Raw genomic sequence first — 24,088 nt, 5'->3', positions numbered from 1 at the left:
TCTGCTGAGTACACTACTCGGCAGGACTCTCCTGGATGGACGAGTCGGCTGGCGGGTCGGTGGGTGGGGCTGGTTCAGACGGTATCGGTTCTGTCGGTGGGGAATTGTCCGAGCCGGGCCCGGTCGGCGACTGTTGCTGACGCTGACGCTCGCGTTCGATGCGCTCCTGCTCTTCGCGCTCTCGCTCGAGTTGGCGGGCTGCGCGCACCTGGTCAGCTACCAGGGCCACGACTGCGTCGCGATAGGTGCTCAGCATCGCCGATGCACCCTCGGCCCGCAGATCAGCTGCGGCGATCGTGGCGGCTGACGCCGTGACGGCATCCTTCAGCGCCTGATCGGCATCGGGATGATCATCAATCGCCTTCTTCGCTACGGCGGGAAACGTGTCGGCGAACGTCGCGAGCTGTGCGGTGAAGGCCGTAGTACGCGCATCGACGGCGGTGCGCACAGTGCGCACGTCTCCACTGGCGTGGTCGATGTCGTTCAGGTGTTGCTGCGCGGCGTCGATCGCCGCCCCGACTTCGGTCAGCGAACCGACGTCGATGTCATCGCGCGCATAGTCAGCAGGGAGCTCAGGCAGTTCGAACGCCGCGAGGTCGGTGCGATAGGCATCGAGCGCCGCCAGCACGGTGTCGAGCGCCGCCGCGTCTGCGATAGGAATGGTTCCCGCATCCTCCGGCGCATCCGCCCACCCCTCCGGGATGTCAGCCGGATCGGTCGCGTCGCGCACCTGCTCCAGCACTGGACGCAACTGCTCGGCGGCAGCATCCGCGCTCTCGATCGCCTCGGAAAGACGCGCCGAAGACGCAACCAGACCGGCGGTCGCGCTCTCGATCGTTTTCTCATCGGTCGTCAGCACGCGCAACGCGTCGGTGGCGGGGCTTGCACTCGCAGCCTGAATCCCGCCGATCGACGCCGCAACAGCCAGTGCGACTACCGCGAGAGACCCCGCAGCGACGTTGATGAGGTCGAAACGGCGACGCGGTCGCCGCTGCTTCGCCGACGACGACGGCGGCATCGTGCCCAGCGGTTTCGCGTCGGCAACCGCGTCACTCACCATCGCGACGAGAGCAGGGCGCCCCGATGCACGGTGCGTGCGATCGAGATCGACTCGGCGATCGCCGAACATCTCATCGAGACGCCGCATCGTGTGGCGATCGTCGCCGGTCACCGCCGCGCTGTTGCGGTGCTTGCCATCCGGAAAGAGTTCATCGAGTGTGCTCATCAGAGTTCCTGTCGCGTGGGAGCCGCCGCAAAGTGGGGCACCCGATATCCTCAGTAGGATACCCGGGGGGAAGGCCCCCGTGTTGTGCCCACCGGGAGCCCTATGGATCTGCGCGACTTCATCCGCGTCTTCCGACGACAGCTCGTCGTGATTATCGCCATGACCGTCATCGGCTTATGCGCCGGAGCCATCGTCGGCTTGGTGACGCCGCAGCGGTACGAGGCGTCGACGCAGCTGATGGTGTCGGTCGATGCGGGCAGCACTTCGAGCCCGGTCGAGCTGACCCAGGGCAACAGCTACGCGCAGCAGGTCGTCGAGAGCTACCGCAGCGTGCTGACCAGCTCACTCGTGTTGCAGCCGGTGATCGATGATCTGGGGCTCGACCTCACCACCGACCAGCTGGCCGCGAAGGTGAGCACCAGCCTGGGCACCCGCGGCGTGATCATCACCACCACCGTCAGTGACGCGAACCCCGGCCAGGCCGCGCGCATTGCGAACGCTATCGGCGACAGCTTCGCCACGGTGATCACCGATGAACTCGAGCGACGCGAGCAGGCCACTTCTTATCGCATCCGCATCATCCCGGTGCAGCCGGCGACCGTGCCCACCAAGCCCGTGGCCCCGAACCTGCCGCTGTCGATCATGCTGGGCGCCGTGCTCGGTCTCGGCGCGGGCATCGGCATCGCGCTGCTGCGCCAGGTGCTCGACCGTCGCATCCGCACTCTCGACGATGTCGAGAAAGCTGTCGCGGCGCCCGTGCTCGGCGGCGTGGCGCTCGACCCCGAAGCATCCGCTCGCCCGCTGATCGTCGCGAACGCACCGCACGACCCCCGCGCCGAAGCCTTCCGCAGCCTGCGCACCAACGTGCGCTTTCTCTTTCCGCCGCACGGCACCGGCGTGTTCGTGGTCACCAGCCCGGGGCCGAGCGAAGGCAAGTCGACGACCGCCGCGAACCTGGCGATCGCGCTCGGCGAATCGGGCTACCGGGTGGCGCTCATCGACGCCGATCTGCGCAAGCCGCGCGTCGCGAGCCTGTTCGGCATCGAGGGCGCGATCGGCCTCAGCGACGTGCTCATCGGCCGGGTCAGCGTGAACGACGTGATTCAGCGCTGGGGCCGCGGCACCTTCTTCGTGCTGCCGTCTGGGACTGTTCCACCCAACCCCGCTGAGCTGCTCGGATCCGATCAGATGAGCACGCTCATCGACGACCTCAAGGCCGCGTTCGACGTCATCATCATCGACGCGCCGCCGGTGCTGCCGGTGACGGACGCTGCCGTGCTCTCGCGCCTGACCACCGGCGCGCTGCTGGTCGCCGCCGCCGAAGCGACCACGACCGACAACCTGACAGCGGCCGCAGAACGCATCGTAGCCGTCGACGGCAAGGTGCTCGGCACCGTCGTCACGATGCTGCCCGTGCGCGGGGCCGACAAGACCGCCTACGGCACCTATGGCTACGGAGCGTTGGCGAAGGCCTGACGCTCCGCGGCGATCCGCCGCATATGTGACAATCGACGAGTTGCCTAACTGAGGAGAAGACCCGCGTGGAGCTTCGCGACTACGTACGCATCCTGCACAAGAACTGGATCATGATTCTGATTCTGCTCGTGCTCGGGCTCGTCGGCGGTGCCGGTTATGCCGCGCTGCAGGCCCCGAAATACGTCGCGTCCACCCAGCTGTATGTCTCGGTGCGCACCGAGGGCGCGGCCACCGGTGACCTCGTGCAGGGCACCACGTTCGCCCGGCAGATGGTTACCAGCTACGTCGATGTGGTCAACACCGCGCTCGTGCTCGAGCCCGTCATCGACGAGCTGAAGCTCGACACCACGGTCTCGGCGCTCGCCTCGCGCGTCAGCGCATCGACGCCCCTTAATACAGTGCTCATCGACATCTCGGTCACCGACGGTGATGCCGATCAGGCGGCCGAGATCGCCAACGCCGTCGCCGACAGCTTCGGCACGGTCGTGCAGGGCACTCTCGAGCAGCCGACCGCTGAAGACGCGGCCAGCCCGGTCGTCATCACGGTCACCGAGCCCGCAGTTACCCCGGTTGCGGCCTCCAGCCCGAACGTGCGGATGCTGATCATCCTCGGCGGGCTACTCGGCCTCGCGCTCGGCGTGGGTGTGGCGATGCTGCGCACGGTGCTCGACACCCGTATCCACACGCAGCACGACCTCGAAGACATCACCGACCGGCCGATGCTGGGTGGCATCGCGTACGATCCTGAAGCGCAGAAGCGTCCGCTGATCGTGCATGTCGACCCGCGCAGCCCGCGGTCGGAGTCGTTCCGCACGCTGCGCACCAACCTGCAGTTCCTCGACGTCGAGGGCGGCGCGCCCGTCTTCGTCGTCTCAAGTGCCGGGCCCGGCGAGGGCAAGTCGACCACGGCCGCGAACCTCGCTATCGCGCTGGCCGAGACCGGTGCGCGCGTCGCGCTGGTCGACGGCGACCTGCGCCTGCCGCGCGTGGCCGACTACATGGGCTTGGAAGGCGGAGTCGGCCTGACCGATGTGCTCATCGGACGCGTCGACGTGGCGGACGCCCTGCAGAAATGGGGCCAGAACGAGCTGTACGTACTCACCAGCGGCCGCATCCCGCCGAACCCGAGCGAGCTGCTCGGCTCGTCGGCGATGACGCAGGTGCTGGGTCCGCTCGGCGAATACTTCGACTACGTGCTGATCGACGCCCCTCCCCTGCTGCTCGTCACCGACGCGGCGGTACTGGGCAAGAAGACGCGTGGGGTCATCCTCGTGGCGGCCTCGGGCAAGACGAAGAAGCAGGAGTTGACGGGCGCGGTGCGCACGCTCGCCACCGCCGGCGTCGAGCTGCTCGGCACCATCGTCACCATGCTGCCGACCAAGGGTCCGGACAGCTACGGCTACGGCAGTTACACCTACGGGGCGAAGCACGTTGCCGACCAGGCCGCGCCCGAGATCAGCCGCGCGCAGGCGAAGCCGAAGCGGCGGACTACCGCGAAGGCAGGTTGATATGAAGGGGATTATTCTTGCTGGGGGCTCGGGTACGCGACTGCATCCGATCACTCTAGGAGTGTCGAAGCAGCTGGTGCCGGTGTACGACAAGCCCATGGTCTACTACCCGCTGTCGACCCTCATGCTCGCCGGCATCGACGACATCCTCGTGATCACGACCCCGCATGACGCCGCACACTTCGAACGTCTGCTGGGCGACGGTTCGCAGTTCGGCGTACGCATCACGTTCGCCGAGCAACCGTCACCCGACGGCCTGGCGCAGGCCTTCACGATCGGAGCCGACTTCATCGGCGATGACTCCGTTGCACTCGTACTCGGAGACAACCTGCTCTACGGACCAGGGCTCGGCACGCAGTTGGCGCGGTTCCGCGAGATCGACGGTGGTGCGGTGTTCGCCTACTGGGTGGCCGAGCCTTCTGCCTACGGCGTGGTCGAATTCGACGGCGACGGTCGTGCGGTGTCGCTGGAAGAGAAGCCCGCCCAGCCGAAGAGCAACTATGCGGTACCCGGGCTGTACTTCTACGACAACGACGTCATCGAGATCGCTCGCGCGCTGAAGCCATCTGTGCGGGGCGAGTACGAGATCACCGATGTCAACCGCGAGTACCTGACGCGCGACAAGCTACAGGTTGAAGTGCTGCCTCGCGGCACCGCCTGGCTCGACACCGGCACGTTCGATCAGATGACTGACGCGGCTGACTACGTGCGCACCATCGAGCGGCGCACCGGCATGAAAATCGGTGCGCCCGAAGAGATTGCATGGCGGCAGGGATTCCTCTCCGACTCGCAGTTGCGAGAGCGCGCCGAGGCACTGGTGAAGTCGGGGTACGGATCGTACCTGCTCAAGCTCTTGGAGAGGGGCGCTCGGTGAGGATGCTGGTCACGGGCGGTGCCGGATTCATCGGATCCAACTTCGTGCACCACGTGGTGGCGCACACCGACCATCAGGTGACCGTGCTGGACGCTCTGACGTATGCCGGCAATCGCGCATCGCTGGCCGGGCTGCCCGAGAACCGCGTGCGGTTCGTGCACGGCAACATCACCGACGCGGGCCTGGTCGACGAGCTGTTCGCCGACACGGATGCGGTGGTGCACTATGCCGCCGAATCGCACAACGACAATTCGCTGCACGACCCGCGACCATTCCTCGACACGAACATCGTCGGCACCTACACGCTGCTCGAAGCAGCGCGCAAACACGACGTGCGGCTGCACCACATCTCTACCGACGAGGTGTACGGCGACCTCGAACTCGATGACCCGCAGCGCTTCACCGACACCACGCCATACAACCCATCGTCACCGTACTCATCGACCAAAGCCGGGTCAGACCTTCTGGTGCGGGCCTGGGTGCGCTCGTTCGGGGTGCGGGCGACGCTGTCGAACTGCTCGAACAACTACGGTCCGTACCAGCACGTGGAGAAATTCATCCCCCGGCAGATCACGAACGTGCTCCGCGGCATCCGCCCGAAACTGTACGGGGCAGGGCTCAACGTGCGCGACTGGATCCACGCCGACGACCACTCCTCGGCCGTGCTCACCGTGCTCGAACAGGGGCGCATCGGCGAGACGTACCTGATCGGCGCCGACGGCGAGAAGAACAACAAGGATGTCGTCGAGCTGATCCTCACTCTCATGGATCAGCCTGCAGATGCGTACGATCACGTCACCGACCGCGCCGGACACGACCTGCGGTACGCGATCGATTCGGCCAAGCTGCGCACCGAGCTGGGGTGGACCCCTCAGTACGACGACTTCGATCGCGGGCTCGCCGCGACCATCGACTGGTACCGAACCAACGAGCACTGGTGGGCGCCGGCGAAGGACGCCACCGAGGCGTTCTATGCGGAGCGTGGGCAGTGAGGCAGACGCAATGATCACGCAGACTCCGATCCCCGGACTGCTCGTCGTCGACCTCACGGTGCACGGCGACAGCCGCGGCTGGTTCAAAGAGAACTGGCAGCGCCAGAAGATGACCGCCGCGGGCCTGCCCGACTTCGGCCCGGTGCAGAACAACATCTCGTTCAACGACGCCGTCGGCACCACCCGAGGCATCCACGCCGAACCCTGGGACAAATATGTCTCGGTGGCCAGCGGACGCATCTTCGGCGCCTGGGTCGACCTGCGCGAGGGTCCGACCTTTGGCGTCGTATTTACCGCCGAGATCGATGCTTCGAAGGCGATCTTCGTGCCCCGCGGCGTTGGCAACAGCTACCAGACGCTCGAACCGGGTACCGCATACGCTTACCTCGTCAATGATCACTGGTCTGCAGATGCGACCTACTCCTTCCTCAACCTCGCCGACGAGACGGCCGACATTGCCTGGCCGATTCCGCTCGACGAGGCAGAGCTGTCTGAGAAAGACAGAGCGCATCCGGGCCTCGACAACGTCACCCCGGTGCCCCGGCGCAAGACCCTCGTCACCGGAGCCGACGGGCAACTCGGCCGCGCGCTTCGCGCGCTGCATGGCGATCAGCCGCACATCGAGTACGCCGACCGCGCCGATCTCGATCTCACCTCAACGCGTCTCGAAGACGCACGCCGCTGGCACGACTACGACACGATCATCAACGCCGCCGCGTACACAGCAGTCGACACCGCCGAGACAGCCGACGGTCGCCCTCTCGCCTGGGCTGTCAACGCTGCCGCGCCCGCACAGCTCGCACGCATCGCCGACGATCACGGTATTACTCTCGTGCACGTCTCGAGCGACTATGTGTTCGACGGCACCTCCGAGCGCGCCTACCGCGAAGACGATCCACTCGGCCCGCTCGGCGTCTACGGCCAGTCCAAGGCCGCGGGTGACCTCGCCGTGGCGACCGCGCGTCGCCACTACATCATCCGCACCTCGTGGGTCATCGGCGATGGCGCCAATTTCGTGCGCACCATGGTCTCGCTCGCTGCACGAGGCATCCACCCGAAGGTCGTCGATGACCAAACCGGCCGGCTCGCCTTCACCGCCGACATCGCCGCCGGCATCCGCCATCTGCTCGATTCGGCCGCCCCGTACGGAACCTACAACCTCACCAGTGCGGGTGAGCCGAGCACATGGGCCGACATCGCACGCGATGTCTTCCGACTGACGGGGCACGATCCGACACACATCACCCCGACGAGCACCGCCGACTACTTCGCTGCTGCAGCTGGGGCGGTCGCGCCGCGCCCGCGCAACAGCGTGCTCGACCTCGACAAGATCGAAGCCACCGGCTTCATTCCTCGCGATTCCGCGAACGCCCTCGAGTCTTACCTGGCATCTGACCTCTGAAAACCGAACCGGCTCACGAACCAGCATCCGGCGGCGCACACACCCGATAGCGCCCACTCTCGATGAGCACGTCGGTTTTGCATGCCAGCCCGGTCAGCCGCGGCGCATCCGCCATCGACGACGCATCCGCAAGCCCCACATGTGCCCCCGAGAGCACGACCGGTGCCACCGCAGCACCCCACGGGTGTGCAGCAAGCCACGCGGTGCCGGTTTCTTCGACCCACTGCTTGATCGGCGCGATCTCGGCTCGCTGAGTCGCGAGGGTCTCCGACCGCGGCAAGGTCGTCTGCATGGCGTGACCCGCGAGGCTCCACGCGAGCGAGAGACTCAGCAGCGCCATGAGCAGCACTCCCCCGATCCTGGCCGCACCGCCGCGATCGATCAGCACCCGCGCACCCCAGATGGCAGCGATCACCAGCATCGGCAAGAACGCGAGCACCCCGACAGCCGGATGCCGCACCCACAGCGGAAGCTGCGACGCCGTCGCCCACCAGCCGACGAACGCCAGCGCACCGACAGCAGCGGTGGCGGCCAGCAAGAGTGCGCGCGCCCTGGCATCCGCCTCCACAGCCGTCGCGCCACGCGACACAACGAGCCCCGCAACCGCCAGACTCAGACAGACGATCACAGTGACCACCGCCACCCAGGCGGGCACGAACCACGCCCCGGCCAGCGTCTCCAACTTCTGCGACACGCTCGTCGGCGCGACATGTTGCCCACCGCCGCGCACGAAGTGCACCATGCCGCGCAGGTGTTCGATGTACCCGTTCATCCCCATCGACAGCAGCGCTGCCAGCTCGAACAGCAGCGTCGGCACCCCCACCAAGATCAGCGGCAGCCACGAGCGCTTCCAAAGCCCGACGATGCGCTCACGCGCGCGCCCCGGCGTGAGCAGCCACAGCGCCACCGCAAATGCGGGCAGCGCCAGCAGCGCGATCAGCTTCGCCTGCACGGCCAGACCCACCAGCAGTCCGGCCAGCCACGGCCGGCCCCGCAGCACGATCACCGCCCACACCAGCAGCGCCGCCGCGGGAATCTCACCCAGCAGATCAGCCGGCCCCTGAATCGGCGAGACACTGCCCAGGCCGTTAAAGCACAGCGGCACCGCCGCCGCGACCAGCCCCACCCACCGCCCGGCGGTGCGGATGCCGAGCAGCACCAGCCCCACAATCAGCACCGCCCAGAAAGCCACCGGCACCAACCGCGCACCGATCACCGGATCAGCCCCCAGCGCGAGCACGCCGATAACCGGCACCAGCACCGTCGGCCCCGTCGAGATACGCGGGTCGAAGGGCGTGATCACCGAACCAGACAGCGCACCATCGCTCGAATAGCCGAGACCGGCGAGAAAGTTCAGCGGCACGGTGAGGTTGAATGCCTCGTCTTCCCAGAAGCGGGCGCCGAAACCGTGCACGATCACGACCAGGTGGCAGGCGAGCAGCCCCGCCGCCAGCAGCCAGAATGCGATCGTGCGAGCCAGCCTCATGAGCGTGAATTCTCGAGACGGATGCTGCGCAGCGGCGCTCCCGGGCGCAGTGACAGCTGCCATGCCTCTTGCAGCGCGGCATTCGCAAACTGGCGCAGTCGCGGCGGCGGCACCAGCGCCTTCACTCCCCCACCCCACATGGTGCCGCTCGTCGACGAACCTCGGCGAGGGATGCTGCGCACCGACAGGTAGCGCACGGTGAACCCGGATCGCGCCTCAGCCAGCGAGAAGTGCACATGCGGCACGAGCACCTCTGCAGGCACTGCGTCGAGCAGCATCCGCAATGCCTCCGGCCGGTACGCGCGCAACGGGGTATTCACGTCGGGCACCCGGCGCCCGGCGGCGAGCGCGATCAGCATTCCCACAGCACTCGTCAACGTGCGGCGATACCAGGGGTCGGTGCGGCTGTGGCGCACACCGTGCACGACATCTGCCCCGGTGCTTTCCATCGCCTTCAGCATCCGCGCGAAGTCTTCGCCGACGAACTGACCATCACCGTCGACGTGAACCAGCAGATCGGGGTGCAACGCCAAACCGGCGCGGTAGGCGGCGAGCGCCGTGGGGCCATGCCCGCGGTTGACCTGCTGCGGCTCCACCCGCACATCATCGATGTTCTGGAGTGCCGCGACCGTGGCATCCGTCGACCGATCATCGGCGACCACGAACGTGAGCTGACCGACCAGCGGGCCGACGTGCTGGCGGATCTCGTCGATGAAACCGCTGATGCCCTCGGCCTCGTTGTAGGCGGGCATCACGATGGCGAGATGGGCTGCGGTCACGCGATTCCTCCGGTCGGGAGCGCGCGGTCGCCCTCCACTAGTAGCCTAGTGAAGCCATGCAGAATCATCCCCGACTGCGCCGACTCGCCTCCATCGGCAGTCGCTTTCTCATCGTCGGCGGACTCAGCACCCTCATCGAAGTGGGTGTCTTCAATCTGCTCGTCTACGTGATGGGTGTCGACGTCGTCTGGGCGAAAATCATCGCCTCTCTCGTCGCCCTCGTGAACGCGTACATCGGCAACCGGGAGTGGACCTTCCGCCACCGTGACCGTCGTGGCCGCACCAGCGAGCTCGTGCTCTTTCTGCTGACCAACGCCGCGTGCACCGGTCTCGGCGCACTGCTGCTGTGGGCGGGCGTCGAAGCGGCCGGCAACGCTCTGGGGCACGCCCCTGGTCCGGTCATCGTGAACGTCGTCAACCTGGCGAGCATCGCCATCGTCGTCGTGGTGCGATTCGTGCTGTACCACTCGATCGTCTTTCGCGGTGCGAAGCCGCCACCTGCGGGCGAGGCCGCAGCCGGCTGAATCACTGGCAGCCGGCGGCATCCATCTCTACGTGGGTCTCGCGCACCATTGGCGTGTGGCGCACATCGAGCGGACCGTACTTGCCCGCGTCGCCTGCGAACTCGACCGTGACCGTGTGCTTCTGACCGGGGTTGTTGTAGATCGGCACCAGCACCGCTGGGCGCCCCAGGTGCGGGAGTGTCTTAGCCGCCAGCTCGGTACCGTCGACCGTTACCTTCGCCGTGGTGGCGCCGACCGGACCGTACAGCACGAGATTCGTGGCGACGCGTCCCTTGTCGAAGAAGCGGCCCGGAGAGATATACGACGGCAGATCGGCGACCTGCTCGGGCTTCAGCGTGTTTGTCAGCGTGGCGCTGAGTGAAAAGGACGGGTCGTTCGCGGCCGCGCACTGCGTGGACTCCGCGACGAGGTCGAGCTGCATGTAATAGTCGAGCTTGCCCTCGGTGAAGTCGTTGACGTACGCGCCGAGCATCGTCGAGTTCTTGTTGGTACTGGGCAGCTTGCCCGCCAGCTCGGTCTCGCCGACGAGCTTTGCCTCGTCTTCGTTCGCCGGCTGATACATCAGCCGGCCCTCATCGACTGCGCGGGTGAGCGCCTCGAGCAGAGCCTTCGGTTCGGCCTTGCCCGAGGTCACGGTGTCGAAGACGGCACGAGCGGATGCTGCGAACACGGCATCCTGCTGGGCGGGGATCGGATACTTCCAATAGATCTCGTTGAGCAGAAACGGCGTGGCGTTCTCGGCCGTGAGTGTCAGCGGCTCGGTGAGCAGGTTGATCGTGCGGCCCTTGATCTCTGTCTGCTCATTCGGCACGGATGCCGGGCCCGTCGCTCCGAGCAGGTAGCTCAGCGCCACTGGGTCGAACGAGGCGACCGCGTCGATCGGTGTGCCGTATTGCTCGGCCCACCAGGCGCGCACGATGTCGGCCGTCTCGGTGAAGTCGGGGCTGAGGGTGGAATCCATGATCCACCGGCCGATCTTGTCGCCGTACAGCGCCTGGGTCTCGGGGTTCAGCGCCGTGATCGGTTCGGCACGGCCGTTGTCGAAATCGCTGCTCGATGCCTGCTGGCCGATGCTGATGCGCCCCTTGTCGACATCGATCATCACCAGCGCTGCCGGGTTGCCGCCGGTGCCGCGCGACTCGGCGTTGTTCTGGAACATCATCAGGTAGTGGCGCGGCTGGTCGGCTCCGAGCGCCTGCGGCAGCACACCGAGAATGTCGGATGCCGGGCCGAGCATCGGCTGCAGCTCGTCGACGGCGCTGGTGAGCTTGCCGATCGCGCCGCTCACCTGCGAGATCAGTGCATCACGGTCGATCGTGGCGAGGTCGCGCGCGGCAGCATCCACCGACTTCTGCGCCTGCCCGACGATCGTGTGCATCTCGGTGATGCCGGCGAGATCGATCGCGCCGTCTTTCGGCTTCAGCACATCAAGCGACAGGGCGGTGGCGGGCGTCAGTGCATCGCGCACGAGGTCATCGGTGACGGCGGCCGCGGTGCGCACCGCGTAGAGGTTGGGTCCCGCCACGGGAACCCACTCGACGCTCTTCCACACGCCGTCGTCAGTCTGCTCACGCGCGTCGGTCGTCAGTGCGGCGAGTTGGCCAGAAAGCTGCTGTGCTTTCTCGGTGTCGCCGTCGAGCACAGCATCCGCCGCCTGAGATGCCAGCGGAACCGCCTTCTCCAGCGAACCTTTCGCCGACATCGCACGGTCGTACACGTGCTTGCCGACAATGGCGCCGACGATCGCGATCACGAGCAGCAGCAGCACGACTCCCATCGGAATCCAGAAGCGATAGCTGCGCAGCAGCGGTCGGCGCGTGCGTTCGGCACGGCGCTCGGCTCTCGTCGTCATTCCTCAATCGTAGAGTTGCGAGACCGAGGGAATCCTGCACGCACCACGAGCACAATCGCCAGCAGCAGTGCGGCGCCGATGATCACCGCCCACCATGGGAAGCCGGGGACATTGGGCTGCTCGCCGGCATGTTCGATGTCTTCGATGGGCGTGGGGGTGACCCGCGTTCCCGTCACGAGATAGCGGTGCGTGTTGATGCCCAGCGGGGTGCAGGTGACGAGCGTGACCAGGTCTTCACCGGCGACAGCGCGCAGCGTGTCGGTGTCGTCGGGTTCGACGACGCGGGTGTCGACGACCTCGTAGGTGAGCACCTCGCCGAACACCTCGATCGTGAACCGGTCGCCCTTTGACACCTTGTCGAGATCGTTGAACAGCGTCGCTTCCGGCAGACCACGGTGCGCGGTCAGCACCGAATGCTGCGACGTTCCGCCGACGGGGAGCGACGTGCCCTCGAGGTGGCCGACGCCCTTCGCGAGCGTGGCGTCGGAAGTGCCGTGATAGATCGGCAGATCGACGTCGATCGACGGGATGCGAAGGCGCCCCATCACACCGGTCGGCGTGGCGCGCAGCAGTCCGTCGTACTCGAAGCGGCTGACCTCGGCCGCGTCGGAGGTGGGTTTGTTCGCGTTCGGAGCGAGCAACGCGCCGCTCTCGAGCAGGTCGTTGTACTCGTGCGCCCGCTGCACTTCAGCGGCCAGCGACGGCGGATCTTCCTGCTGCAGCTCGCTCGAGACGTCGACGATCAGCTGCGACTGGTAGTACTGCGAGAACCACCCGGCGACGTCGGGGTACTGCATCAGGCCGACGCCGGTGAGCATCACCATCATCACCGCGAACAGCCCCCAGGGCATACGCCACCGTCGGGTGGCTGCGGGTTCGTGCCGCGGAGCCTCGGGCGTCTGCACCGGGATCATGCTGCATCCTCTCATGGCGGAGGGCGGGAAGGTCAATGCCTTCCCGCCCTCCGTGTCAGGCGGTGATCGTCACCAGATCAGCTGTGGTTGCGCGTGCGACGCACCATCAGGAATCCACCTGCGGCCATCACGATCAGCGCGATTCCACCGACGGTGAACCACAGGGTGCCGTTGCTACCCGTGAGGGGCAGGATCGGTCCGGGAACCGGCGTGTTCGCCACCTCAATGTGCGCGGTCGTCGTCGCCGTGCCTTCGGCCTTCACCGTGATCATGTGCGGCGTGGTGTCCTTGATGAAGCCGAGCGGCTCCTGGGTCTCCACGACGCAGTACACCTTTTCGAGAATCGACTCGTCATTGCTGACGAATAGACCCGCGATCGTGACGATGCCACTGGCATTCGACTCGAACTCGGTCGCACCGTTGACGGTCAGTGCCGCACCGAGCGTGCCCGTGCAGTCGGTGCCGTTCGGCGAGTTGAAGACCGAGAACTTGGCGCCAGCCAGCGTCTTGGTCTTGTCGCCGGCCTGGTGCTTCAGAACCTCAGCCGGACCCCACTGCGTGCTCGCCTCACCGAGCGTGACATCGTCACCACCGGAGTTCTGGAAGCCCGTGTTCAGGATGCTGCCGACGCCGGTCACCGTGGTGCTGAAGGTGAACGTGAAGATCGTGCCGGCCGGACGCTCGTTCAGCCACGTCAGGTTGGTGAAGTCGACGACTACGTCGCCACCAGCACCCGCCGGAGGGGTCAGCGTGTAGTTGGCCGCAGGCACCGTCTGCGCCGAGCCACCGGGCTCGGTGTAGGTGAGCACCGGGGCCGGCGTCGCCGAGTAGGTCAGCTTCGCGTCGAGACGGTCGATGATCTTGAACGAAGTCAGCTTCTGACCGTCGTTGAACGATCCGATCGGCTTGGTCGTGAGCGTCCACGGGACCGTCGAGCCCAGGCCCGGCGCGGTGGGGTCGCCGACCGTCTTGTCTCCGTCACCAGTCAGGGTGTTCTTCGGGTAGGTGTGCACCGTGTACAGCCAGTCGGTCACACCGTTGTTGGTGCTCGCGTACGGGATGCTGACGTAGAACTCCACCGAAGGGGTGACGCCCGTAGGTGCATTGGTCTCGTTCACGTGGTAGAGCCCGAGCGGCAGTCCCGCGAACGTTGCTGTTCCCGAGCCATTGGTGATCTGCGTCGTGGCACCCGCCGTCACGAGACAGTACGGAGCGGCGGGCGGCATGCTGTCGTCCGCTGCCTGCGCGTCGGTCCATCCGGCAGCGGTGCCGAGGTCGAGCGCGACGCAGCCGCTGCCGGTGTCCTTGCCGACCGGAGTGACGACGAACGTCACGCCTGCCAGCGGCGGACGGTCTACCGTCTGCTCGGTGCCGTCGGGCGCGTCCTGCGACGTGGGCGAGCCCGCGTACTTGTGGACGATGAGGGTTCCTGCATCGGGAGCCCCCTCCTGACCCGGTGCTGCTGCGGCACTTGCCATGCTCGCGCCACCCATGAGCCCAGCCGCAACGAGGGCGATGACGCCTACTCCCGATGCGAGCCGCCCCAGTGGCCTCTTCTTGGTGTTCATGCTTTCCTTCTTTCTGGTCTTCTGCTGCCCCAGCAGCCGAAGTGAATGTGAATATGAGTGTGAAAAATCCGGTTTCGGGTTTCGGAGGTTTAGATCAATGGCTCATCGCGCCCCCGTCGCGGGATGCCTGGCGGAGCCATACACGCCGAGTGATCAGCAGTGCAATGGCGAGCAGCAGCACGCCGAGTCCGAGGAAGGAGTAGAAGTCGCCGCCCAGTCCGCCGGTGAGCGGCAGGGTTGGCGGGGTCCCCAGCGAGTTCTCGAAGGCGCCGAGTGCGATGGCCGCACCCACCGTCGTCTTATCGATGGTGAACGTGTGTGGCGTCGAGTCGACGATGTAGCCGAAGGGTGCCGCTGTCTCGACGATCGTGTAGGAGCCCCAGGCGAGCCCGGTGATCTTGAACACGCCGGCGTCGGAATCTTTGTCGAGGCCGGTGCATTCAGCATCCGACGCAGCGACGCAGTCGACGATCACGTTGTTCGGCGCCGTGAAGCCGGGGCCGGTGATTGTCCACTCCGAGCCTCCGAGAAGGGTCGTCGTGCCGTCTGCGACCTTCGTCCATCCGGCCGTGCCGAGCTTGCGCACGTTGACTACCGGGTTCATCGTGGCGCCGGCTTGCGCATTCGCTGCCGTCACGATGACGGTGCGCGGCGTGGTGTCGAGCTCGAAGCCGTCGGGCGCGATGGTCTCGGTGATCGTGTAGGTGCCCCAGGCGAGACCGGTGACCTGCAGGTACCCGGCGCGGTGGTCCTTGTCAGCGGATGCTGCGCACGCCGCCGCATTCGCGCCGACGCAGTCTGCGACGGTCGCAGTAGGTCCGGCGATGTCGGGCCCTTGGACAGTCCACGTGCTGCCGCCGATGTTGGTAGCCGGGGTGTCGTTTGTGACCTTCTGCCAGGAGATCGAGCCAGGGATCTTCTTGTTCACGTAGGCGCAATCGACGTCATCGCCGGGCTTGATGTCGGTCAAGGCCTGCGCGGCGGGCCCCTGAAGGTCAACTTCAGTGAAGCTACCGTCAAGGCTTTCGATCAGGCATTGTCCGCTGACGAACTCGTAGCCAGGCTTCTGAACCTCTGACACAGAGACATTCGTCTTATCAGCCGCATTCTTGAACTTCAGCGACCATGCTGCGTTGCCCTGAGCATTCGTCGACTGCGTGATTCCCGTCGGCGTCGAGACGATCGTTGCGAGCGAGGGAGCCGCACCTACTGTCCACCCCGCGCCGGGCTGAGGATTCTCGCCATTGGTGTCGAGCACCGTTTTGGATACGTTCACGGTGGCGATCAACGGGGCATTCGTGATGCGACATTCGATAACGTCGCCACTCGCTGGAATCGTGACGCTCCCAGAAGTGCCTTGACCGTTGCTCATCGGCTCACCGTCAGCGAGGCAAGTCCAGCTCGACACATAGTTGCTGAGGACGGTCGTACCCGCCGCCGCTTCCTTGAAGGACAGGGTGACGCCCCGCACCGTGGGCTGAGGACCAACCTGTTCGTTCTGCAGGCCGACCGCGCTACCGGTTGTGACCGCCGTGCCCAACTCGGTCGTGCCCTGAGAGAGGGTGAGCTTGAACTGGTCGCCGCTGCTCACCCGGCCCCCCTGGACGAACTTCTGGACGGTGATCGTCGCTGGCGAAGAGCACGAAGCGAGGTCGCTGGTGCCCAGCCCGGATGTCACCACGTTCTGCTCGCCAGTGAAGCCCGGCATTGCAAAAGACTTCATCTGCGAGCCGCTGCCGAGGTAGGCGCGGCCGGCGGAGTCGAAAGCGACACCGTTGACGTCAGTCATGGTCGTGACCGTTGCGGATTTCGATGAGGCGATGTTGCCACCATTGGCTGCTGCCAGGTTCGCGGCGGTGACGCTGTAGATGGTGGTCTGATTGCCATTTCCGTGCACGACGAAGAGGTCGCCGTTCGCGTTGAAGGCGATATCGCCGTTAGCGCTGGAGTTGCTCTCGGTGACGATAGTCCCCTTGAACTTGATCTTGGTCGCGGCGCTGGGGTTGTACTGGTACACCTTGAAGTCACCGTCGCTAGTGAAACCGCCGAAGTAGTACAGACCAGTCTTCAGGTCGACGGCCCCACCGACCATGTTCGTTCCGCTGTTGCCGCCGAGGCTGCTCGTGCTCTGCGACGTCGTGGCCCAGACGCCCGTCGTCGTGTTGTAGACCCACACGGTCGCGTTCTGGGCGGTGCCACTCGTGTCTGTTCGCTCTATGGCGTACACGGGGGAGCCGCCACTGCCGATGCCGAGACCATTGAAGATCGATACACCCGAGGCCTTCGTTCCGAGGGGTGTCACAACGCCCGCTGACGAAATCGCTCGGAGCTGTCCTGCCGCGGTGACGCCGTAGATCTGTCCGGCCGTGCAAACCGGCGACATCGGCGGGATCTTCTTCACCATGAAGTCACCGAAGTCGTAGGTGCCGTCGGCGGTCCAGCCGGAGGGCGTGTTGCGCGAGCCCGGGATCGTAACCCAGTCGTTGTTCGTGTCAGTAAAGGTGTATCCGGCCGGAGCGGTCTGCTGGCGAACCCGATAGCGGTTGCTATCGGACACGCGGTGCGACCCGATGTTCATCACCAGGAACTCGCCCGGATCCGGATCCTGATCGGCTCCGGTGCAGGGTGTGGAGACGCAGTCGGTCACGGTGACCGACGAGTTCCACTTCACGTTGTATTCACCGCGCCACCAGTTGTAATTGGATGTGCGAGGGCCCTGCACCTCAAGAGTCGCACCGCCGCGCAGCGCGTTCCCGGTGGTGTCGCGCACCTCCCAGTAGAGATAAGGCTTGGTGACGCCCGGGCCGTCAGGACCGACGAGCATCGGGGTGACGATCGCATCATTTGACCGAGCGGCGGGCGCAGCCTGAAGCGTTACGTCCGTCGGTTTCACCGTGTCGTCGGTGAGAACGGTAAGCGAGGCCCAGTCCGTAGCATCCGCCGTCAAGAAACCATCTGCCTCGAGAACTCGCACCCGGTAGTCAAAGGCGACATCCACCGGAACAGAGACGTCAGGGGTGTCATCGTCGGCGAAGCTCTCGATGCGGAACAGGCCGGGAGCCGGGTCGAGGTCAGCACCGTCGTAATTGGCCTGACCGACGTTGTCGAGCACAGTTGCCTCGGGGGAATCTGCCCACTGTTCGTCGTTTCCGCGATCGGTGACGTCGGCATCGCGAGGGCCCTGCAGGGTGAGCGTCGTGCCCGCGACGATGCGGCCTTCGGCGTCGATTGCCTGCCAGCGCAGTGCAGGAACTTCGGCCTTCCTCGACTGGGTGGCCTCGTCTGCATCGTCAGCGGGAGGCGCTGGCTGCTCAGCAGGCGGGGTGCTCTGCTCGGCCGGCGGCGTGGCCTCGGCCGGAGGCGCGGGCCGCTCGGAGGGGGGCGTCGACTTGGCCGGTGGCGGTGTCTCGGCGGGCGGCTGCTCAGCTGGCGGCTGCTCGGCAGGAGCCTGCGGCTCTGCGGGCTGCTCGGTGGCAACGGGCGCCGTCGGCTCCGTGGACGGAGACACGTCGGGCGTATTCGCGCCCTCGGCAAGAGCAACGCTGGCCCCACCGAACATCAGTGCCGACGAGAGTACAGCGATTGCGGCGATGCGCGCGTTGCGCGCAAATTTCGTCGCAGAAAAAATCCCCATTGGGTCCCCAAACCCTAGATTTCTGGTCTGCCGCTGATAACCATCCCCACGATGGTCACGACATTCCAGCCCCAGTTGCGCATCGTTCACTCGGGAGTTGAATCGATGCGACTCAAACGCTAGTGCATGGGGAGCATTGGCGACCTACACCCCCGCAGCTATCGTTACTGGTTCGTTATTTAAGCGATTGATTTCGCGCGCGTTTTCGCCACTCCTGCGCGGCGACGATGATGACGAGCCCGAGGCACGCGCCCGAGACGTTCGCGACGATGTCGTAGATGCTCGGGGTTCGAGCGGCAAGAAAGATCGCCTGTGCGGCCTCGATCCCCAGCGATACCAGCAGTGCGATCGGCATGACGAGATAGCGTAAGCGCGGCATCAGCAGAGCGAGTCCGATGCCCAGGGGCACGAACAGCAGAATGTTCGACCCGAACTCGATTCGCGCGTAGGTCAGCCCAGGAACCGTCTTGGTGATCCACCGCAGCAGCGCGCCCGCACTGGAATCCACCGGCTCCGGCCAGAATGCGATCAGCGCCAGAGCAACACCATAGACGGCCACCCAGCCGGGCGCGCGGCGCCACCGGGGCACCGCGGCGTCACGTCTCGACGACCCCGCTGTCACAGAGCCAGGTGCTGACGCACAACCGCGGCAAGCCTCACGCTGACTGCCGCTCGTCCTCGACAGCAAAATAGCGCGAGTGAGTACTCTTCAACGCCTCGAGCGATGAACTGTTGAGAGAGACGATCTCCCAGTCAGAGTCAGTCCGCTCGCCTTCGAGCTGCAGCCGGTATCGCATCGCATCCCGGTAACCCTCTGCACCCGGGAACTCATGCACTCGGTGCACGCCAGTGGGACGGTAGTACTCGATAACGAATCCCGACACTGTCACCGGCCCCCCTTGCATTGTTCTGAACTGATCATGAAGTTTGCGGAGCGCATCTCGAAACTCGTTCTCCGAAGTGCGTCCCCGCTTCCACTCGGCTTCCAGTCTATCGCGCACCTGTTTGTCGAAGATCGGAGATCCGGCATCGGCATATTCCTGCAGCCTGAGTAGCTCGCGCGCCTTGCTGTTGCGCTCCTCCTCCATCTTGGCGGTCGCTACGACGGAAAGGCTCTGCAGCGAGTCGACGATGTTGCGCTGCACGGGGTCATCAGGACGAACTCGATACCGAATATCGCGTCCGAAGACATCTGCCGCTGCCTCATACACGTTGGCCCACGCACCCTGCATATGCGTCCGTACCTGAACTTCGACGCGAGCTGGCAGCCGCAACCACACATGCACAGCGCGATAGCCACTGTGAGGTTGCGCACGCATGTCTTTGACGCTTGACGGATCCTGTCCGTACATTCCCGCAATGGCGTGTGCGACCGCATCCTGCTCATCCAGCGACATCTCGCCTTCGAAGCGCACTCCAGCCACGTCCTGGACTGATGGCAGCGGCGTACCCGAATCACGTTGCAGCTTCTGTCGAAGCGTATCTAGCGTCTTTGAACGTGAGGTCACCTCCTAGGGGCGATTCCCCAGAAGCGGCTTCCAATCCAGTGTCTCGATCGACCGCTGGACCTCCGCAGCGACATCGTTGTACCAAAGCATGACCTCGTCGTACTGCGGCAACTCAGGAGGTATAGGCGTTTCGTCGCGAATATGCCGACCTAAGCTCTTCAGCCTGTTGTTCGGCCACGGGGATTTCATGCTCACGATGGTAGATCGCGCCGACGACATTGCGGACGCTGAACGCTCGGTCCGCGACTCAGAAACCCGCTGTCACAGAGCCAGGTGCTGACGCACGACCGAGGCGAGGGCCTCCGCATGGGCACTGGCTGTCTCAGCATCCGCTGCTTCGACCATCACCCGCACGAGCGGCTCCGTTCCCGACTTGCGCAGCAGCACGCGACCGGATGCACCGAGGTCTTCCTCGACGGCCTTGACCGCGTCTTGCACAGCGGAGTGATCCGAAACGGCGTCTTTGTCGACGTCCTTCACGTTGATCATCACCTGCGGGTAGATCGTCATGATCGAGGTGAGCTGGGCCAGCGTCTTCTTCTGACGGGCCATCTCAGCGACCAGGTGCAGCCCCGTGAGCAGGCCGTCACCGGTGGTGGCGAAGTCGCTCATGATGACATGGCCCGACTGCTCACCGCCCAGCGAGTACTTGCCGCGGTTCATGTCTTCGAGCACGTAGCGGTCGCCGACACCGGTCTTGCGCACGGTGATGCCTTGCTCGCGCATGGCGATGTGCAGCCCGAGGTTGCTCATCACGGTCGTCACCAGGGTGTCGTCGACGAGTTTGCCGCGGCTCTTCATCGCCACGGCCAGCACGGCCATGATCTGGTCGCCGTCGACGATATTGCCGTCAGCATCCACCGCGAGGCAGCGGTCAGCATCCCCGTCATGAGCGATGCCGACGTCGGCGCCGACGCGCACGACCTCGGCAGCCAGCTTGTCGAGGTGAGTCGATCCGACACCGTCGTTGATGTTCAGACCGTCAGGGTTGGCGCCGATCACGGTGACCTTGGCGCCCGCGCTGGTGAAGACCTCGGGAGAGGCTCCGGATGCTGCGCCATTGGCGCAGTCGAGCACCACATGGATGCCGTCCAGCCGGTGCGGCAGCGAGCCCAGCAGGTGCAGCACGTAGCGATCTTCGGCATCCGAGAAGCGCATCACGCGCCCCACGTCGCCACCGGTCGGCTGCAGCTTGGTACCCGCCAGCATCGTCTCTTCGATGCGCTGCTCGACCTCGTCGGGCAGCTTGACGCCTCCACGGGCGAAGATCTTGATGCCGTTGTCGGGCGCTGGGTTGTGCGATGCCGAGATCATCACGCCGAAGTCGGCGTCGATGTCGGAGATCAGAAATGCTGTCGCCGGGGTCGGCAAGGTGCCGGCATCCAGCACATCCACGCCCGATGACGCGAGACCAGCCTCGACAGCAGCGCTGAGGAAGTGACCCGAGATCCGCGGGTCGCGAGCGACCACCGCGGTGAGCCGTTTGCCGACAGTGCGACGCGCGTCGGCGATACGGCCCTGGCCCAGGACGACAGCAGTCGCCTGGGCCAGGTTGAGCGCAAGTTCAGCGGTGAGGGTGCCATTGGCAAGCCCTCGCACGCCGTCCGTACCGAACAGTGCCATTGAAGGAACTGCGCGGATCAGCGCTTCGAGTACTGAGGAGCCTTGCGGGCCTTCTTGAGACCAGCCTTCTTGCGCTCGATGACGCGGGCGTCGCGCGAGAGGAAGCCGGCCTTCTTGAGGGTCGGGCGGTTGTTCTCGACATCGATGCCGTTCAGGGCACGGGCGATGCCGAGGCGCAGTGCGCCGGCCTGACCGGAGTCGCCGCCACCCGAGATGCGGGCGATGACGTCGTATGCACCGGCGAGGTTCAGCGCGGTGAACGGGTCGTTGATCAGCTGCTGGTGCAGCTTGTTCGGGAAGTAGTCCTCGAGCGTGCGGCCGTTGACCGTGATGGTGCCCGAGCCGGGGATCAGACGCACGCGGGCAATAGCCTGCTTGCGACGGCCCACAGCGGCACCCGGCACGGAGAGCACGGGGCGAGGAGCAGACTCCACAGCCTCGGCCTCAGGGCTCGAGGTGGAGAAGTTCTGCGGGAATTCGGTGGTGTCCTGGATGTCAGCCACGAGTATGTCCTTAGTCTTTACGGCGCTTACTGGGCGACCTGGTCGAGGGTGTACGGCGTGGGCTGCTGAGCGGCGTGCGGGTGCTCAGCACCGACGTACACCTTGAGCTTCGACAGCTGCTGGCGCCCCAGGGTGTTCTTCGGGAGCATGCCGCGAACGGCCTTCTCCACGGCGCGAACCGGGTTCTTCTCGAGGAGCTCGGCGTAGGAGACAGCCGTCAGACCGCCCGGGTAGCCGGAGTGGCGGTAAGCCATCTTCTTCTGGAGCTTCTGTCCCGTGAGAGCGACCTTGTCTGCGTTGACGATGACGACGAAGTCGCCCACGTCGACGTGAGGAGCGAAGGTCGGCTTGTTCTTGCCGCGCAGGATTGCTGCTGCGTGCGAAGCCAGGCGGCCGAGAACGACGTCGGTTGCGTCGATGACGACCCAGTCACGCTGGATCTGCCCGGCCTTCGGGGTGAATGTGCGCGTCACAATAGTGCTGCTTTCTTGATTCGAACGGAGAGGTTCGTGAATCCCACTCCGGGGTGGTTCTCTGTCTCTTTGGGAGACTGGGGAACACGCCAGTGGAGGGCTCACGTTCGTCGTGCCGATGCTCAGACAAGCTGGACAATAGGCACCAAGGGGATAGCTTACAGCATCCGACTGCCCTACCCAACCTCTCGTGCTGCGCGAGGTGCCTCCGACTCGTCGCCTTGCCTCGGTGTCTTACCTCGGTGCCCTGCCTCGGTGTCTTGACTCGGTGCCTTGACGCGTCGGGGTGCCGAATTGCCTTCTTGCGCGATGAATCGCGGCCACCTGGCACTCCGACGCTCAAGAGTCGGGGCATGAGCTTCGTTCTGCACATCTTGGTGGTTGCGGGAAGCTCTGCACAGGTTGTGGCGTCCTGGCGATTGGAGGTCATCGGCCTGACACAGAGTGAGCACATGCCGAAGAAGCACTCACCCCTGCCGCCGCAGCTCGGCGTCCGCTTCAGCACTTCGCAGGCGATGGCTCAGGGGCTCACACGACGACGACTGCGAGGCAACGACCTGCAGAAGCCCTTCCACGGCACTCGCCGGACGCACGCCGACATCGCCGCCGAGAAGAAGAGACTCGACCAGGACTTTGGGCCACTCGCACTGAGCCGCCGCCGGGCGGAGGAGCTGCTTTCCAGGGTGCTCACGTACATGCAGGTGATGCCCGCCGGTGCGTTCATCTGCGGCCGCAGTGCCGCCGTGCTGCGCGGATACCCGCTCGGCGCCGCGCGGGATCGTCGCCGGAAGGACGATCTCGAGGTCGGGGTGATCACGCCGCGCACCGCGCCTCGCGGCAAAGGTGTGAAAGGGCGCAGGCTCGCGGAGCGCTTCGTTCAGATCGAGGAGTTCAAAGGTGTTCCAGTCATGACTCCCGCGACCATGTGGGCGATGCTCGGCCGCGAACTCGCTCAGCGCGAGTTGACGATTCTTGCGGATGCCATCGTGCACATCCCCCGGGACTCCTTTGCTGTTCGGCATCCGGAGCGAGCGGATGCCACACTCGCCGATCTGCAGGATGCCATCGAAGCCGGGCCGCAGAAGGGCGTCGCGAGACTGCGCGCGGCGCTGGCCAGAGCGCGCACGGGCAGCGCGTCGCCTCTCGAGACGGAGTACCGGCTCGATGCGGAGGATGCTGGACTTCCCACTCCCGAGCTTGACGTCGAGATCCGCGATGAGAACGGGCGCCTGCTCGGCATCTCGGAGTTCGTATACCGCAGGTATCGGCTCATCGTCGAGATCGAAGGCGATCACCACCGCACCTCCCGCGAACAGTGGAATCGCGACATCGAGAAGTATCGCGCCTACGCGGAGGCCGGCTGGGAAGTGGTGCGGCTCACTTCGACGCACATCCGCGGCCGGAGAACCGCCGTGGGGATCGTGCGCACCGCGCTGATCCGCCGCCACAAGGCTCTCACTGCCTGATGCCCCGGGTCGTGGCACGGGTGCCCAGCGCGTCGGAGTCACAAATGGTCAGCATCCGACCCTCGAGGCGACCACTTGCGACGCCAGCACGCATCGCGCATCGGGCACCCAGCGCATCGGAGTCACAAATGGTCAGCATCCGACCCGCGAGGCGACCACTTGCGACGCCGTCACGCATCGCGCGTCGGACGCCAGCGCAGCGGAGTCACAAATGGTCAGCACCCGACCCCCGAGGCGACCACTTGCGACGCCGGCGCGGGGCGAGGGGCGTGGGGCGTGGG

19 protein-coding genes are annotated in these 24,088 nt (G+C 65.5%); 7 read left to right on the top strand and 12 right to left on the bottom strand.

The genetic code is table 11. The features are described 5' to 3' along the window. Positions 1 to 13 precede the first annotated feature (13 nt). Entirely contained in the window at positions 14 to 1,225 is a 1,212-nt protein-coding gene (locus FM104_RS11035; protein ID WP_087132301.1) for a hypothetical protein, read from the bottom strand. 102 nt (positions 1,226 to 1,327) lie between these two features. Between FM104_RS11035 and FM104_RS11030 the strand changes: the two genes are divergently transcribed. The 5 genes from FM104_RS11030 (at position 1,328) to FM104_RS11010 (ending at position 7,477) form a co-directional block, all read left to right on the top strand. Beyond that, a complete protein-coding gene (locus FM104_RS11030; RefSeq protein ID WP_087132300.1) occupies positions 1,328 to 2,701 on the top strand; it encodes a polysaccharide biosynthesis tyrosine autokinase in 1,374 nt (457 codons plus the stop codon). Between the two features lie 65 nt (positions 2,702 to 2,766). Further along, positions 2,767 to 4,209: a polysaccharide biosynthesis tyrosine autokinase gene (locus FM104_RS11025; RefSeq protein WP_087132299.1), complete on the top strand. Its 1,443-nt coding sequence runs from the start codon at positions 2,767 to 2,769 to the stop codon at positions 4,207 to 4,209. A 1-nt stretch (position 4,210) separates the two neighbouring features. Further along, a complete protein-coding gene (gene rfbA / locus FM104_RS11020) occupies positions 4,211 to 5,083 on the top strand; it encodes a glucose-1-phosphate thymidylyltransferase RfbA (RefSeq protein WP_087132298.1) in 873 nt (290 codons plus the stop codon). Positions 5,084 to 5,085: 2 nt separating this feature from the next. Then, on the top strand, positions 5,086 to 6,075 hold the full coding sequence (gene rfbB, locus FM104_RS11015) for a dTDP-glucose 4,6-dehydratase (RefSeq protein ID WP_087132297.1): 990 nt from the start codon (positions 5,086 to 5,088) through the stop codon (positions 6,073 to 6,075). Between the two features lie 10 nt (positions 6,076 to 6,085). Beyond that, positions 6,086 to 7,477: a sugar nucleotide-binding protein gene (locus tag FM104_RS11010; RefSeq protein WP_218778577.1), complete on the top strand. Its 1,392-nt coding sequence runs from the start codon at positions 6,086 to 6,088 to the stop codon at positions 7,475 to 7,477. A 13-nt stretch (positions 7,478 to 7,490) separates the two neighbouring features. On the opposite strand, the gene FM104_RS11005 is transcribed toward FM104_RS11010, so the two are convergent. Beyond that, positions 7,491 to 8,963 carry a hypothetical protein gene (locus tag FM104_RS11005; RefSeq protein WP_087132295.1) on the bottom strand — a complete coding sequence of 491 codons (1,473 nt, stop codon included), beginning with the start codon at positions 8,961 to 8,963 and terminating at the stop codon, positions 7,491 to 7,493. Next, positions 8,960 to 9,742, bottom strand: coding sequence for a glycosyltransferase family 2 protein (locus FM104_RS11000; protein WP_087132294.1), 783 nt, complete (start codon positions 9,740 to 9,742; stop codon positions 8,960 to 8,962). Before FM104_RS11000 ends, FM104_RS11005 begins: the two co-directional genes overlap by 4 nt. Positions 9,743 to 9,798: 56 nt before the next feature. Here FM104_RS11000 and FM104_RS10995 point away from each other — a divergent pair, with 56 nt between their 5' ends. After that, positions 9,799 to 10,266 carry a GtrA family protein gene (locus FM104_RS10995; protein WP_087132293.1) on the top strand — a complete coding sequence of 156 codons (468 nt, stop codon included), beginning with the start codon at positions 9,799 to 9,801 and terminating at the stop codon, positions 10,264 to 10,266. A 1-nt stretch (position 10,267) separates the two neighbouring features. Here FM104_RS10995 and FM104_RS10990 read toward each other — a convergent pair whose 3' ends face one another. The 9 genes from FM104_RS10990 to rplM all read right to left on the bottom strand — a co-directional run bounded on the left by FM104_RS10990 (position 10,268) and on the right by rplM (position 22,341). After that, positions 10,268 to 12,118 carry a DUF4012 domain-containing protein gene (locus FM104_RS10990; RefSeq protein ID WP_087132292.1) on the bottom strand — a complete coding sequence of 617 codons (1,851 nt, stop codon included), beginning with the start codon at positions 12,116 to 12,118 and terminating at the stop codon, positions 10,268 to 10,270. Then, the gene (locus tag FM104_RS10985; protein ID WP_087132291.1) at positions 12,115 to 13,032 is read right to left on the bottom strand and encodes a class C sortase; all 918 of its coding nucleotides are present in this window, start codon (positions 13,030 to 13,032) and stop codon (positions 12,115 to 12,117) included. The genes FM104_RS10990 and FM104_RS10985 overlap by 4 nt, the downstream gene beginning before the upstream one ends. A gap of 77 nt (positions 13,033 to 13,109) precedes the next feature. Further along, positions 13,110 to 14,600 carry a SpaH/EbpB family LPXTG-anchored major pilin gene (locus tag FM104_RS10980; RefSeq protein WP_087132290.1) on the bottom strand — a complete coding sequence of 497 codons (1,491 nt, stop codon included), beginning with the start codon at positions 14,598 to 14,600 and terminating at the stop codon, positions 13,110 to 13,112. A gap of 94 nt (positions 14,601 to 14,694) precedes the next feature. After that, on the bottom strand, positions 14,695 to 18,234 hold the full coding sequence (locus FM104_RS10975; RefSeq protein WP_087132289.1) for an MSCRAMM family protein: 3,540 nt from the start codon (positions 18,232 to 18,234) through the stop codon (positions 14,695 to 14,697). Between the two features lie 175 nt (positions 18,235 to 18,409). Beyond that, entirely contained in the window at positions 18,410 to 18,823 is a 414-nt protein-coding gene (locus FM104_RS10970) for a VanZ family protein (RefSeq protein ID WP_256971624.1), read from the bottom strand. A gap of 67 nt (positions 18,824 to 18,890) precedes the next feature. Next, positions 18,891 to 19,742 carry a hypothetical protein gene (locus FM104_RS10965; RefSeq protein WP_087132287.1) on the bottom strand — a complete coding sequence of 284 codons (852 nt, stop codon included), beginning with the start codon at positions 19,740 to 19,742 and terminating at the stop codon, positions 18,891 to 18,893. A gap of 261 nt (positions 19,743 to 20,003) precedes the next feature. Further along, positions 20,004 to 21,365 (bottom strand): phosphoglucosamine mutase, encoded by a 1,362-nt coding sequence (gene glmM / locus FM104_RS10960; protein ID WP_087132286.1) that lies wholly within the window; start codon positions 21,363 to 21,365, stop codon positions 20,004 to 20,006. A 17-nt stretch (positions 21,366 to 21,382) separates the two neighbouring features. Beyond that, positions 21,383 to 21,868: a 30S ribosomal protein S9 gene (gene rpsI / locus FM104_RS10955; RefSeq protein ID WP_087132285.1), complete on the bottom strand. Its 486-nt coding sequence runs from the start codon at positions 21,866 to 21,868 to the stop codon at positions 21,383 to 21,385. Positions 21,869 to 21,894: 26 nt separating this feature from the next. Continuing rightward, positions 21,895 to 22,341 carry a 50S ribosomal protein L13 gene (rplM, locus tag FM104_RS10950; RefSeq protein ID WP_087132284.1) on the bottom strand — a complete coding sequence of 149 codons (447 nt, stop codon included), beginning with the start codon at positions 22,339 to 22,341 and terminating at the stop codon, positions 21,895 to 21,897. A gap of 353 nt (positions 22,342 to 22,694) precedes the next feature. Between rplM and FM104_RS10945 the strand changes: the two genes are divergently transcribed. Beyond that, positions 22,695 to 23,807 (top strand): DUF559 domain-containing protein, encoded by a 1,113-nt coding sequence (locus FM104_RS10945; RefSeq protein WP_087132283.1) that lies wholly within the window; start codon positions 22,695 to 22,697, stop codon positions 23,805 to 23,807. Positions 23,808 to 24,088 lie beyond the last annotated feature (281 nt).

It is taken from the genome of Microbacterium esteraromaticum (assembly GCF_900163815.1).
In the GTDB taxonomy this organism is placed as follows: Bacteria; Actinomycetota; Actinomycetes; order Actinomycetales; family Microbacteriaceae; genus Microbacterium; species Microbacterium esteraromaticum_B.
Note: the sequence above shows the minus strand (reverse complement) of the source record. Positions and strands in the feature narration are given on the sequence as shown.